Raw genomic sequence first — 13,496 nt, 5'->3', positions numbered from 1 at the left:
CAGCGAGTGGCCTTTGGCCTTCGGAGAATACTCAGTCACGTTCAGGAGGAGTAACATTCTTCCTCTAGACCCGTGGAAACCTTCCCCCGAATGATTAAAGCCGCCATCCTGGCCGCCTTCGGCCTGAGCATCGTTTATGTCCACCTGCGTGGGCGGGTGCGCCACAAGTTCACGCGCCAGCTGAGTGACCACTCCAGCTTCCTGGCGCCGATCAACTGCCTGATGTATATGTTCTCCAAGGTACCGAGCCGTCCCTATCTTGCGACCGACGAATTCCCCGAGATGCGCCTGCTTTCCGAAAACTGGGAAGCCATCCGCAGCGAGGCCCTGCACCTGCGCGACGCCGGCAGCATCAAGCGCTCCGAGCAGCTCAACGACGTGGGCTTCAACTCCTTCTTCAAGACCGGCTGGAAGCGCTTCTACCTGAAATGGTACGACGATAGCCATCCGTCCGCCGACGCCCTGTGCCCGAAGACCACCGAACTGCTGCGGCAGATTCCGTCGGTGAAGGCCGCGATGTTCGCCGAACTGCCGCCCGGCTCGCGCCTGGTGCGCCACCGCGACCCGTACGCCGGTTCGTTGCGCTATCACCTGGGCCTGCTGACGCCGAACGATCCGGGCTGCTTCATCGAGGTCGACGGCGAGCGCTACCACTGGCGCGACGGCGAGGCAGTGGTGTTCGACGAGACCTATATCCACTACGCCGAGAACACCACGGAGCATGACCGGGTGATTCTGTTCTGCGACATCGAGCGCCCGCTGAAGTACGGCTGGGTGACGGCCTTCAACCGCTGGTTCAGTCGTAACGTGATGGCTGCGGCGGCCTCGCCCAACGACGCGGGCGACAAGACCGGTGGCATCAACCGCGCTTTCGCCTCGCTGTACAAGATCCGCCTGCAGGGCAAGGCCCTGAAGAAGCGCAATCGCAAGCTGTATTACTTGCAGAAGTGGGGATTCTTCGCGGCGGTGCTGGCGGTTTTCCTGTGGATTTGAGTGGCTGGATCTGAAGACCACGCAGACAAAAAGGCCTCCGCTTTCGCGGGGGCCTTTTTGTTTGCGGACAACGGAAGAGCGTCGCGGGTCCAGTCCGTTTCCGGGTGAAATCTGGCGTTTGGCTTGCCCTCACCCCAGCCCTCTCCCAGAGGGAGAGGGAGCAGTACGTGCCGGCTGACGCCACGGTTCCACCCTATACCGAACTGTCCCCTCACCCACTTGAGGAGCGGAGCGTGCAGCCAGGGTTAGCGTGAGGCGCATTTGATCCTGGAGGAGCGAGCTTGCTCGCGCGCGCCCAGCGCTAGAGCCGCCGGCAAATCCGTTCGCGAGCAAGCTCGCTCCTACAACATGCAACGCGCGCAGCCTCGTAGGGCGTACAACCGTTCGCGGTTGTACGCCGTCGCACCGGTTGGACGGCGCATAACGTCGAACGTTATGCGTCCTACGACTTGGCTCGGCGCTCTCGCTCAATAAACGTCGCGCCGATAACGCCCGCTCTCCAGCAACTCCTCGACCTCGGCATCGCCAAGTATCTCGCGCAAGGCACGGTCGACACCTTCGGCCATGCCTTGCAGGCTGCCGCAAACGTAGATCGCTGCGCCCTGGTCCAGCCACTGGACAAGGGTTTCGCCATTGGCGCGCAGGCGGTCCTGCACGTAGACCTTCTGGGCCTGGTCGCGGGAGAAGGCGACGTCCAGGCGCTGCAGCTCGCCACGCGCCAGCATCCGGTCCAATTCGTCGCGGCAATAGAAGTCGTGGGCAATGTTGCGCTCGCCGAACATCAGCCAGTTGCGCGTGCGGCCCTCGGCGACGCTGGCGTGCAGCAGCGCGCGCAGACCGGCGATGCCGGTGCCATTGCCGATCAGGATCAGCGGGCGATCATCCTCGCTCAGGTGGAAGCTGCGGTTACGGCGCAGGCGCAGCAGCAGGCTGCCGCCTTCGGGCAGATACTCGGTCAGCCAGCCGGAGCAGATGCCCAGCGAACCGTCGGCGTGCTGTTCCTGGCGCACGATCAGCTCCATCGCGCCTTCGCTGCGCAGCGAGGCGATGGAGTACTGGCGCACAGAAAGTTTGATCAGCGCATCGACCACCGCCTGGCCGTGCAGGCCGACCAGGTGTTCGAGGTTGCCCGGCAGCAGGCAGCCGGCCAGGGCATCCTTGAGCGGCATGGCCAGGCCATCCAGCTGCACACTAGCGGCACCTTCCAGGCCGAGGCGTTCGAGCCAGCGGGCGACCAGGAACTCTGGTTGGCGCGGGACGATTTCCACCAGGTCGCCAGCGGCCCAGTCGATCTGCGAATCGTTCGGTGCGGTCAGACGCAGCAGCCAGGTGGATTCGCCCTGGCTGCCGGGATTGAGGTGCTCACGGCCGCTCAGTGTCCAGACCTCGAAGGCCGGCGCGGTGAAGGCCACTTGCGGCGCGGCGCCGGAGAGCTCGGCCAGGCGCACCTGCCAGTCGTGCAGCGCGGCGGCGTCGCCATTGTCCACTTCCACGCCGTCGAACAGCGGGCGCGCGCCCTGCCCTTGCAGCCAGCCCTGCATGCGCCGGGCGAAGCCGCAGAAGTGTTCGTACTGGCGATCGCCCAGGGCGAGCACGGCAAAGCGCAGGTCATTGAGGCCGAGGGTCTGGCCGAGCACCTGGCGCTCGAAGCCACGAGCGCTGTCCGGCGCCTCGCCCTCGCCGAAGGTGCTGACCACGAACAGCGCGTTGCGGGTCTGTTCCAGTTGCACGCGGTCCAGCTTGCTCAGCGGTTCCACGCGCACCGGCAGGCCGGCGGCCTGCAACTGACCGGCGCTCTGCCAGGCCAGTTGCTCGGCGAAGCCGCTCTGGCTGGCATAGCCGATCAGCCAGGAGTCGGCGCCACCTGCGGTGTTGCCCAGCTCGCCACGGGCGGCCAGCGCTGCGCGCTTCTTGCGGCGGCGGTCGAGGTACAGCAGCCAGCCGGTGACGAAGAACAGCGGCATGGTCAGGCTGGCAAGCATCATCAGGATGCGCCCGGTCAGCCCGAAGTAACTGCCCACGTGCAGCGCGTAGACGCTGGTGAGCAGTTGCTTGCCGGTGCTGCTGTCGTTGTAGCGGCGGTCCTTGAGCAGCTTGCCGCTGGCCGGGTCGATGGTCATCTCGTTGAAGGCGCGCTCGTGGGCGGCGTCATCGAGGAGGTAGAACACGGTGGCCGGCTGGCCCTTCACCGGCGGCAGGCGCAGGTTGTAGGCGGTCATGGCGGAGCCACCGGTCTGCTGGATGGTGTTCCAGATGGCCGTGGCATCGACCACCGGCGGCGGGCCTTCCGGCGCGGGGCCACGTTTGCCGCCGCCGCGCTGGCCACCCTTGGCCTGCCCGGCGGGGGCGTCGTCCAGCAGCTTGAACAGGCCGTTGCGGTACCACTCGTAGGACCAGTAGAGGCCGGTCAATGAGGCCAGGAGATAGAACACCAGGCACCAGGTGCCGGCCACGGCGTGCAGGTCCCAGTTGAAGGCGCGGCCCTTCTTGGCCCAGTCGAAGGTCAGCCAGGTGCGCCAGTTCAGCGCGTTGCGCGGCCAGCGCAGGTACAGGCCGGAGAGGCAGAAGAAGATCAGGATCAGGGTGCAGGCGCCCGTGACCTTCTGACCGGTCTCGCCGGCGGCGAGGAAGCGGTGCAGTTGCATGATGAACATGAAGGCGCCCTCGCCCACGGGCGCGGGCAGGAAGCGGCCATCATAAGGGTCGACATAGCGCGACTCGCCACGACGCTCACCCGGCTTGGGGGTGTAGAACACGCGCGCGGCATCGTCGCTGTCGACCTTCACCCAGACGAAGGCGACTTTCTTGCCCGGTTCGGCGCTTTCCACCCGGTGGATCAGTTCGTCCATTGGCAGCACGCCCTCGGCGCGCTTTTCCACCACGAGGCTGTCGGGGTTCATGGCACGCAGGATTTCATCCTGGAACGACAGCATCGCTCCGGTGAGGCCCATCAGCGCCAGCACCAGGCCTGCGCTGATACCGAACACCCAATGCAACTGGAACAGGACTTTCTTCAACACCGCGGCTTCACCTTCGGACACCCATCACGCAGGGCGGCATTTTATTGAGAATGGCTCGCAAACGCAGCCGATTTAACAAACTTTACCCAGGCCTTACGTCCGCCCCGGGCTCGACCCGGACAAAGAAACGCCCCGGCCGAGGAGCATCGGCCGGGGCGGGTCGCCAGAGGTGCGCGACCTTAGAAGTGGAAGTTGGTGGACAGCAGCACGGTGCGGCCGGCCGCCTGCGACGCGTAGTGCGCGGCGTAGGCCTTGTCGAAGTACTTCTTGTCGAAGACGTTCTGCACGTTGAGTTGGAAGTCGACGTTCTTGCTCAGCTTGTAGGCAGCCATCGCGTCGTAGCGCCAGTAGTCCGGCACGTACATGGTGTTGGCCACGTCGCCATAGACCTTGTCGACGTAGAAGGTGCCGCCGCCGATGGTGGCGTTGGGCAGGACGTCGTAGGTGGTCCACAGGCTGAAGCTGTTTTCCGGGGTGTTAGGCATCTTGTTGCCGTCGTTGGACGGTGCGGTGGCATTCACCGTGCCGGTACGACCCGCCTTGCCCGCCTTGACCAGCTCGCTGTCGAGGTAGCTGTAGCCGGCGAAGACCTTCCACTTGTCGGTCAGCTTGCCGCTGGCGGACAGCTCGATGCCGTCGACGCGGGACTGGCCGGCGTTGTCGTAGGTCTGGTTGGCTACCAGTACGCGGGCGTTGTCCTTGTCGGTGCGGAAGATCGCCGCGGTCAGCTCCAGGCGCTCGTCGAGGAAGTTCCACTTGGTGCCGATTTCGTAGTTGGTGGTTTCTTCCGGCTCCAGGTTGTTCTTCACCGCGAAGGTATCCACGGCGTTGCCGGTGTCACCGTTGTCCAGCATGGAGCCAGGCGGGGTCGCGGAAGTGGCGTAGGAGGCGTAGATGCTGCCGTTGGGCGCCGGCTTGTAGACCACACCGGCCTGCCAGTTCCAGAAGCTGGAGCTGTCCTCGAACTTGGTGTTCGGAGTCACGCCGTGGTTCTTCGCGGTGGTCTCGAAGCTGTCGAAACGCGCGCCGACGTTGACCTGCCATTGCTCGTTCAGGTCGATGGTGTCGAAGCCGTAGATCGCCTTGGTGGTGGCCACGGTGTTCAGCGGCTTGTAGTTGCGGACGATGCTGCCATTCCACGGATCGTGCGGATTGGGATTTTCCAGGCTGGTGCAGTTGTAGCCGCTGGGTGCGCCGATGATGGCCGGGCGGCACTTGTTGGCGCCGGCGCTGGAACCGGTATTGGTGTTCACCGTGTAGCCGTCGCGCTTGCTGTCTTCGCGGGTGAATTCCAGGCCGGTGGTGAAGCTGTTCTTGAAGCCGGCCAGGTAGAACTCGCCGAACAGGTCGGTCTGGTTGGTCGCGGTGGTGGTGGTGCTGACGCGGTTGTTGTTGCGGCGCCACACGCTCCCGTTGTTGATGTTGCCCTGGCTGTCGTCGGGCTGGGTCCAGATGTAGTCCTGGTGCGCGGTGCCGTAGCGCAGGGTGTTGCGCAGGCCCAGGGCATCGTTGAAGTCGTGCTCGAAGGTGAGGGTGCTGGTGTCGATACGGCTCTTCTGGAAGTCGCGATCCTCCAGGCCGTAGTAGTTGTCGCGGTCGACGTTCACCGGCTTGTCGGGGTTGTGCTTGCTGCGGTCGGCGCTCTTGGCGTACGGGATGCCCGAGTCCGGGGTGTCGTCGCTTTCCAGGTGGTAATGGCTGACGGTGATACGGGTCGGGCCGTTGAGGCCGAAGGTCAGGGATGGCGCGATACCCCAGCGGCTGGCGTCCACCGCCTGGCGACCGGCGACGTTCTGGTCGTGGGTCATCAGGTTCAGGCGGAACGCGGCGTTGCCGTCGAGGAACTCCTGGTTGGTGTCGAGGGTGTAGCGGCGGGTCTGGTCGGAACCGTAGGTGAAGCTGCCGTCGGTGAAGTTGCCGGCCTTGGCCTGCTTGCTGATCAGGTTCAGGCTGCCACCGGCCGAGCCGCGGCCACCGAAGGCCGAGTTCGGGCCCTTGCTGACTTCGATCTGCTCGAGGTTGAAGACCTCGCGGGATTGGGCTCCGGTGTCACGGACGCCGTCGACGTAGGTGTCGCTCTGCGCGTCGAAGCCACGGATGAACGGACGGTCACCCGTCGGGTTGCCACCCTCGCCGGCGCCGAAGGTAATGCCCGGCACGGTACGCAGCGCGTCCTGCAGGGTCAGCGCGCCGGTGTCCTTGATCACCTGCTGCGGCACCACGGTCACCGAGCGCGGCGTGTCCAGCAGCGGCGCGGTGTACTTCTTCGAGGCGGACTTCTCGACGTTGTAGGTGGTCGGGTCCTGCTGCTGGCTACCGACGACAGTGTCGGCATCCAGGGACAGCACGTCCTGGCCAGACTTCTTCTCGGACGCCTCGGCGGCGTGGGCCAGATGGGTACCGGACATGGCGGTGATCGCCACGCCGACAGCGCTGACTAGAAGGCGCGGCTTGCTGCCGGCGAACTCGGTGGATTGACGCGACATCGAGACTCCCTCCCCAGGGGTTCATGAAGGCCGCGCAATTTATTGCAAATAAGAATTTGTATCAATTCACATTCATTACCATACGCATATGATTTACAACTTTTACACTTTCTCCCTGTCGGAAGTAGGGGTATGCCGGTTGTACCGACATGTTGCAAATCATTATCATTGGCAAATTATCGAACCTGATGGAACCGGCCCATGCTGCTGCACATTCCCGGCGTCTTCACCCGTGATGAGGTGACGCGCATCCGCGCCGCCCTGGAACAGGCCGAGTGGGCCGACGGCAAGGTCACCGCCGGCTACCAGTCATCCCGCGCCAAGCACAACCTGCAACTGCCGCAGGACCATCCCCTGGCCCGCGAAATCGGCGAAGCCATGCTGCAGCGCCTGTGGAGCAACCCGCTGTTCCAGTCCGCCGCGCTGCCGAGCAAGGTCTTCCCGCCGCTGTTCAACTGCTACACCGGCGGCGGTTCGTTCGACTTCCACATCGACAACGCCGTGCGCGACACCCAGGGTGGCCGCGAGCGGGTGCGTACCGACGTGTCCTCGACGCTGTTCTTCAGCGACCCGGAGGATTACGACGGCGGTGAACTAGTGATCCAGGACACCTACGGCACCCAACAGGTGAAACTGCCGGCCGGCGACCTGGTGCTCTACCCCGCCACCAGCCTGCACAAGGTCAACCCGGTGACCCGTGGCGCGCGCATCGCCTCGTTCTTCTGGACCCAGAGCCTGGTGCGCGAGGACAGCCAGCGCGCCCTGCTGTTCCAGATGGACCAGTCGATCCAGGCGCTGACCCGCGATGTGCCGGAACACCCGGCACTGATCGAACTGACCGGCACCTACCACAACCTGCTGCGCCGCTGGGTGGACGTCTGAGACATCATGAGTTTCGTCCTGCGTCGCACTGAAGAAATCAACGTCGAAGACCTCACCGGCCAGCTCGCCGACAACCCGCGCCAGGCCGCCCGGCTGATCCTCGCCGGCGCCCGCGACGGCGACCTGGAAGCCCAGGCGCTGCTCGGGCAGATCCTCCTCGACGGCCACGGCATCGAACAGGACATCGGCCTCGCCCTGACCTGGTTCGGCATCGCCGCCGAGCGCGGCCACGCCATGGCGCGCAACATGCTCGGCCGCTGTCTGGAACATGGCTGGGGCTGCGAAAAGGATGAGGCCGGTGCCGCCCGTCATTACGCGATAGCCGCGCAGCAGAAGCTCGACTGGGCCATGTACAACCTCGCCAACCTGCTCTCCACCGGGCGCGGCGTGGCGCGCGACGATTCCCGCGCCCTGGCGCTCTACCAGAGCGCAGCCGCGCTGGGTCATGCCAAGTCGATGAACCTGGTCGGGCGCTTCCATGAGGAGGGGTTGGTGGTCCCGTGTGACCTGGACCTTGCCCGCCAGTGGTACCGCCGCTCCGCCGAAGCGGGTGACTTCCGTGGGCAGTTCAGCCACGCCTCGGTGCTGGCCGAACGCGGCGACTTGCCGGCCGCCCGCATCTGGCTCGAACGGGCGCTGGAAGGTGGCAACCTCAATTTCCTGCGCGTTGCACGCGAACAGCTCGCCGCCTCGATGCCGCCGAGCCTGAGCGAACTGACCCTGGCCTACTTCCAGCGCGCCGCCGAACTGGGTGACGACACGGACCTTGCACGACTCGCGCAAGCGCTGGAAGTGGCCTGACAGCAAAACTCTGTTTCAATTTGACGTATTTTTCACGACTGTACTGCTAGCCTCGCAGCCTCTCTGGCTGCCGAACGATTCGGCAGTGTCACGAAATGACGAGGCGCGCGTGTCTACCTCTACTCCACCTTCCATCCGCAAAGGCGTGGACTGGGCCGGCCTGGGCTGGCTCCTGCTGTTCTTCTGGTACTTCTCCGGCGTCACCCAGGCCTTGATCCTGTTCAGTGGCACCACTGGCTTCGCCGGCTTCCGCGACGCCTTCTTCCTCAGCAGCCTGTGGCTCGCTCCGGCGCTGCTGCTGCCGCGCTTCACCAAAGGCATCGCCGCGGTCATCGGCCTGGTGCTCTGGGGCGCCTCGCTGGTGGGCCTGAGCTACTTCGGCATCTACAAGCAGGAGTTCTCGCAGAGCGTCATCTTCGTGATGTTCGAGTCGAACACCGCCGAAGCCGGCGAGTACTTCAGCCAGTATTTCAGCCTCTGGCTGTGCCTGGCGCTGCTGGCCTACACCGTGGTCGCCGTGCTGCTGTGGAAGCGCATCCGCCCGGTCACCCTGCCGCTGTATGCCCGCGTGCCGGTAGCCGTGCTGCTGGTGGCGATGAACCTCGTGTATCCGTTCTACAAGCAGATGGTCACCCAGGAGCGCACCTTCGCTCAGGCGCTGGAGAAGGTGCAATCGCGCATGGAACCGGCGGTGCCGTGGCAGTTGGTGGTGGGCTATGTCCAGTACCGCCAGCAACTGGACAACATGCAGAAGCTGCTGCAGCAGAACGCCTCGCTGCCGCCCCTGCAGAACCTCCAGGACAGCAGCGGCGAAGCCCCGCGCACCCTGGTGCTGGTGCTGGGTGAATCCACTACCCGCCAACACATGCACCTGTACGGCTACGGCCGCGACACCACGCCGAACCTCGATGCCCTCGCCGCCCAAGGCAAGGGACTGACCGTGTTCCAGAACGTCGTCGCGCCGCGCCCCTACACCATCGAGGTGATGCAGCAGATCCTCACCTTCGGCGATGAGCAGAACCCGGACCGCTTCCTCACCGATCCGTCGCTGATCAACCTGATGAAACAGGCGGGCTACAAGACCTTCTGGATCACCAACCAGCAGACGATGACCAAGCGCAACACCATGCTCACCACCTTCTCCCAGCAGACGGACGAGCAGGCGTACCTGAACAACCAGCGCAACCAGAACGCCAGCCAGTACGACGGCGTGGTGCTGGCGCCATTCGAAAAGGCCCTGAAGGACCCGGCGCAGAAGAAGTTCATCGTGATCCACCTGCTGGGCACGCACATGGACTACCGCTATCGCTATCCTGAGGAGTTCGCCTACTTCAAGGACCGCCAGGGCGCGCCCTCGGCGTTGTCGGATGACCAGGTGGAGACCTACAACTTCTACGACAACGCGGTGCGCTACAACGACTTCGTGGTGTCGAGCCTGATCAAGCGTTACTCCGACGCGAACGCCAACGGCTTCATGCTCTACCTCTCCGACCACGGCGAAGACGTCTACAGCTCCGGCAACCATGACCGCCTGGGCCGCAACGAAATGGACCCGACCCGGCCGATGTACACCATTCCGTTCATGGTCTGGACCTCGCCGAGCTGGCAGGCCGCCCACCCGCGCGACCTGCAGGCGGTGGCCGATCGCTCCTACAGCAGCTCGCACCTGATCCACACCCTGTCGGACCTCGCCGGCCTGAGCTACGACCGCTACGAGCCGGCCAAGAGCCTGGTGAACCAGCAGTTCGCCACCGCACCGCGCTGGATCGGCGACCCGTACAAGAAGGACGGCCTGCACGAGTTCGACAAGCTGCCGATGGACAAGGCCGAGCAGGAGATTGCCACCGATGGCAAGGCCCCTGCCACGGCGCAGGCTCCGGCCAAGGTACTGCCCAAAGAGGGCTGATACGCACCCGATGCCGTGAAGAGCGCCCCGCCAATGCGGGGCGTTTTTCATTCTGCTGCGCGCGGTGGCTCGCCTTTGGGAGCAACTGCCTTTATCTGGGGCAGCTGATCTGGGCGTTCCCCTCACCCCAGCCCTCTCCCTGAACGGAGAGGGGGCTGTTCGTGCCGGCTGTCATTGCGGTTTCCCCCTGCTCCGAACGATCCCCTCTGCCGCTTGAGGAGCGGGGCGCGCAGCCAGGGTGAGGGTTTTTTGATTTCGTAGGAGCGGACTCCGTCCGCGATTTGCCGGCAATCCTCGTTGCCTGGGTTCGCGAGCAAGTACTGAGCGCAGCCTTGACTTGCTTCTACGCCAATGGATTCCGCCGCGATGGATTTCGCGGACAAGGTCCGCTCCTACGAAGAGCCAGCTCCCTACCGATGACGGAAAAGAAAAAGCCCCGCATCAGCGGGGCTTTTTCGTGGAAGCAAGCCTTACAGGTAGAACGCCTTCAGCGGCGGGAAGCCGTTGAACTCCACCGCGCTGTAGCTGGTGGTGTAGGCACCGGTGGACAGCCAGTACAGGCGGTCGCCAGCGGCCAGGTTCAGCGGCAGGCCGTACTTGTAGTGCTCGTACATGATGTCCGCGCTGTCGCAGGTCGGGCCTGCGATCACCACTTCTTCCAGCTCGCCCGCCTTCTCAACATGGATCGGGAACTTGATGGACTCGTCCATGGTTTCGATCAGGCCGGAGAACTTGCCCACGTCGGTGAACACCCAGCGCTCCACCGCGGTGCGCGACTTGCGCGCCACCAGCACGACTTCGCTGACCAGGATGCCGGCGTTGGCGATCAGCGAACGGCCCGGCTCCAGGATGATTTCCGGCAGCTCGTCGCCGAAGTCTTCCTTGAGGAAGCGGATGATCTCTTCGGCGTAGGTTTCCAGGCTGTTGGTCTTGGCGATGTAGTTGGCCGGGAAGCCGCCGCCCATGTTGATCAGCTTCAGCTCGATGCCGTCTTCTTCTTTCAGGCGTTCGAAGATGACCTTCACCTTGGCGATGGCCGCGTCCCAGACGCCGATGTCACGCTGTTGCGAACCGACGTGGAAGGATACGCCGTAAGGCACCAGGCCCAGGTCGCGGGCCAGCACCAGCAGGTCCATGGCCATGTCGGACTGGCAGCCGAACTTGCGCGACAGCGGCCAGTCGGCCGAGGTGGAGCCTTCGGTGAGGATGCGCACGTAGACCTTGGAGCCCGGCGCGGCCTTGGCGATGTTGCGCAGGTCGGCTTCGGAGTCGGTGGCGAACAGGCGCACGCCCTTCTCGTAGAAGTAGCGAATGTCGCGGGCTTTCTTGATGGTGTTGCCGTAGCTGATCTGCTCGGCGCGCACGCCGGTCTTCATCACCTTGTCCAGCTCATAGATGGAGGCGATATCGAAGTTCGAACCCTTGTCGCGCAGCAGCTCGGTGATCTCGGTGGCCGGGTTGGCCTTCACCGCGTAGTAGATCTTGGCGAACGGGAAGCAGCCTGTCAGCTGGTCGTAGGCATCGGCGATGGTCTGCTTGTCGATGACGACGAAGGGGGTTTCCTGCTTGTCGGCAAACGCCTTCATGCGCTGGAAGGTTTCGGGGGCGAAGTAATCCTCGACCTTGATGGACATGGTTGGGACTCCAAATGGCAGAACAGGTTATTCGTAGGGGTGAAGCTGAACGTCGAATCCGTTTCCCCACTTTGGTTCGCCTACTTCCCAAGGCATGTCGCCGAGCATTACCGATACCGGGGCAAGGCACCGGCTATCTCTCGTCGTCAGTACTTGAGCCGGATGGATCGTTTCCAGCATGGACGTTCGGGCGCGAACTTTAGGACCTGAAGTTCGTGAGTTCAACCCTGAATTGCCGCTTTTTTACATCCCTTTGTCGCTATGCCGGTTGACTGTTTTGGATACTCAACAAAATGCACGGAATACCGCACAGCACGGGGCTTTCGACGGGTTTCTGCATCATCGTCCTACTGAGTTAACGACCGGTGACAGAGGGGGGAGTTCAGCGATTGGGGATGGGTGGTGCGGGAGGGAGTTATTCTGGAATCTCGGAGCGAGGACCATCCCCTCACCCCTGCCCTCTCCCAGAGGGAGAGGGGGTAATCCGAGCAGGCTGGAAGTGCGTCCCGGATGGGTAGGCTGACGCCAGCCTGGCAGCAAACTCCGGACGGTCCCCTCTCCCTCCGGGAGAGGGTTAGGGTGAGGGGCGCGCGTCCACAGGAAGCATCAGGAAGCCTGCGCCACCTCCGCCGGCGACACGATATTGGTCTTGCGCCCACGCGAGCGACCGGAGCTCAGGTAATCCGCGATGGACTCCTGCGTCACCTCACCGAGGAACTGCCCGTCCGCATCGAGCACCGGCAGCCACGAACTGTTGAACTCGTACATGCGCGACAACAGGATCCGCAGGTGTTCGTCATGGCTCGCGGTCACGCGGAACTCGTTGAGGAAGTCGCTGCACACGCCTTCCTTGCGGCGCATGTCCTTGCGACGCACGTAGCCCAGGCCCTTGCCGTTGGCGTCCACCACGACCAGGTAGCGGCGGTCGTCTTCTTCCATCTTTTCCAGCGCCTCAGCCACCGTGGTCTGCGGGCTGGCGGTGACGATGCTGCTGTCGGCGGCATCCTCGGCGCGCACCAGCAGCAGACGCTTGAGGGTGCTGTCCTGACCGGTGAAGGCGCTGACGAACTCGTCCGCCGGGTGCGCCAGCAAGGTGTCCGGATGGTCGAACTGAAGCAGACGGCCGCTCTTGAACACCGCCACCTTGTCGCCCAGCTTGATCGCTTCGTCGATGTCGTGGCTGACCATGATCACGGTCATGCCCAGCTTGCGCTGCAACTCGAAGAACTCGTTCTGGATCGACTCGCGGTTGATCGGGTCCACCGCGCCGAACGGCTCGTCCATCAGCAGCAACGGCGCATCCGCGGCCAACGCGCGGATCACGCCGATGCGCTGTTGCTGCCCACCGGACAGCTCGCGCGGGTAGCGCGACAGGTACTGCTTGGGTTCGAGCTTGACCATGGCCATCAGCTCGCGCGCCTTGTCCTTGCACTTCTGCTTGTCCCAGCCGAGCAGGCGCGGCACGACCATGATGTTTTCCTCGATGGTCATGTTGGGAAACAGGCCGATCTGCTGGATCACATAACCGATGTGGCGGCGCAGCGTCACTTCGTCCAGCTCGCGGGTGTCCTGGCCGTCGATCAGCACGCGCCCGGAAGTGGGCTGGATGATGCGGTTGATCATCTTCAGCGTGGTGGTCTTGCCACAGCCGGAGGGGCCGAGGAACACGCAGATCTCGCCCTTCTCCACGGTCAGGCTGACCTTGTCCACGGCGCGGAATTCCTTGCCGTCCTTGAGGGTGAAGGTCTTGGTCAGTTGGTCGAGTTCGATCATG

General features: G+C 63.9%; 8 protein-coding genes. 4 read left to right on the top strand and 4 right to left on the bottom strand.

Annotated elements, in window-relative coordinates:
* Positions 1–93 precede the first annotated feature (93 nt).
* Positions 94–993: a lipid A hydroxylase LpxO gene (gene lpxO / locus JVX91_RS10535; RefSeq protein ID WP_205339979.1), complete on the top strand. Its 900-nt coding sequence runs from the start codon at positions 94–96 to the stop codon at positions 991–993.
* A 467-nt stretch (positions 994–1,460) separates the two neighbouring features.
* On the opposite strand, the gene JVX91_RS10530 is transcribed toward lpxO, so the two are convergent.
* Both JVX91_RS10530 and JVX91_RS10525 read right to left on the bottom strand, forming a co-directional pair.
* Positions 1,461–4,010, bottom strand: a complete 2,550-nt coding sequence (locus JVX91_RS10530; RefSeq protein ID WP_240201766.1) for a sulfite reductase flavoprotein subunit alpha — start codon at positions 4,008–4,010, stop codon at positions 1,461–1,463.
* A 182-nt stretch (positions 4,011–4,192) separates the two neighbouring features.
* Complete coding sequence (locus JVX91_RS10525) at positions 4,193–6,499, bottom strand: TonB-dependent siderophore receptor (protein WP_205339170.1); 2,307 nt, start codon at positions 6,497–6,499, stop codon at positions 4,193–4,195.
* 201 nt (positions 6,500–6,700) lie between these two features.
* Between JVX91_RS10525 and JVX91_RS10520 the strand changes: the two genes are divergently transcribed.
* The 3 genes from JVX91_RS10520 to JVX91_RS10510 all read left to right on the top strand — a co-directional run bounded on the left by JVX91_RS10520 (position 6,701) and on the right by JVX91_RS10510 (position 10,088).
* Positions 6,701–7,381 (top strand): Fe2+-dependent dioxygenase, encoded by a 681-nt coding sequence (locus JVX91_RS10520; protein WP_205339169.1) that lies wholly within the window; start codon positions 6,701–6,703, stop codon positions 7,379–7,381.
* A 6-nt stretch (positions 7,382–7,387) separates the two neighbouring features.
* Complete coding sequence (locus JVX91_RS10515; protein WP_205339168.1) at positions 7,388–8,182, top strand: tetratricopeptide repeat protein; 795 nt, start codon at positions 7,388–7,390, stop codon at positions 8,180–8,182.
* 109 nt (positions 8,183–8,291) lie between these two features.
* Positions 8,292–10,088 carry a phosphoethanolamine transferase CptA gene (locus JVX91_RS10510; protein ID WP_205339167.1) on the top strand — a complete coding sequence of 599 codons (1,797 nt, stop codon included), beginning with the start codon at positions 8,292–8,294 and terminating at the stop codon, positions 10,086–10,088.
* A 470-nt stretch (positions 10,089–10,558) separates the two neighbouring features.
* Here the strand turns inward: JVX91_RS10510 and JVX91_RS10505 are convergent, their stop codons facing one another.
* Together JVX91_RS10505 and JVX91_RS10500 are read right to left on the bottom strand one after the other, a co-directional pair.
* The gene (locus JVX91_RS10505) at positions 10,559–11,722 is read right to left on the bottom strand and encodes a type III PLP-dependent enzyme (RefSeq protein WP_045209531.1); all 1,164 of its coding nucleotides are present in this window, start codon (positions 11,720–11,722) and stop codon (positions 10,559–10,561) included.
* A gap of 606 nt (positions 11,723–12,328) precedes the next feature.
* Complete coding sequence (locus tag JVX91_RS10500) at positions 12,329–13,495, bottom strand: ABC transporter ATP-binding protein (RefSeq protein WP_205339166.1); 1,167 nt, start codon at positions 13,493–13,495, stop codon at positions 12,329–12,331.
* Between the last annotated feature and the right edge of the window lies 1 nt (position 13,496).

Source organism: Pseudomonas sp. PDNC002 (assembly GCF_016919445.1).
In the GTDB taxonomy this organism is placed as follows: domain Bacteria; phylum Pseudomonadota; class Gammaproteobacteria; order Pseudomonadales; family Pseudomonadaceae; genus Pseudomonas.
The sequence above is the reverse complement of the archived record's forward strand: the minus strand, read 5'-3'. Positions and strand labels throughout refer to the sequence as shown.

What these genes read in the sequence shown, in the direction of transcription:
- JVX91_RS10525 (WP_205339170.1), bottom strand. Translation starts at nt 6,499, where the DNA reads ATGTCGCGTCAATCCACCGAGTTCGCCGGCAGCAAGCCGCGCCTTCTA.
- JVX91_RS10515 (WP_205339168.1), top strand. Translation starts at nt 7,388, where the DNA reads ATGAGTTTCGTCCTGCGTCGCACTGAAGAAATCAACGTCGAAGACCTC.
- JVX91_RS10500 (WP_205339166.1), bottom strand. Translation starts at nt 13,495, where the DNA reads ATGATCGAACTCGACCAACTGACCAAGACCTTCACCCTCAAGGACGGC.
- JVX91_RS10520 (WP_205339169.1), top strand. Translation starts at nt 6,701, where the DNA reads ATGCTGCTGCACATTCCCGGCGTCTTCACCCGTGATGAGGTGACGCGC.
- JVX91_RS10505 (WP_045209531.1), bottom strand. Translation starts at nt 11,722, where the DNA reads ATGTCCATCAAGGTCGAGGATTACTTCGCCCCCGAAACCTTCCAGCGC.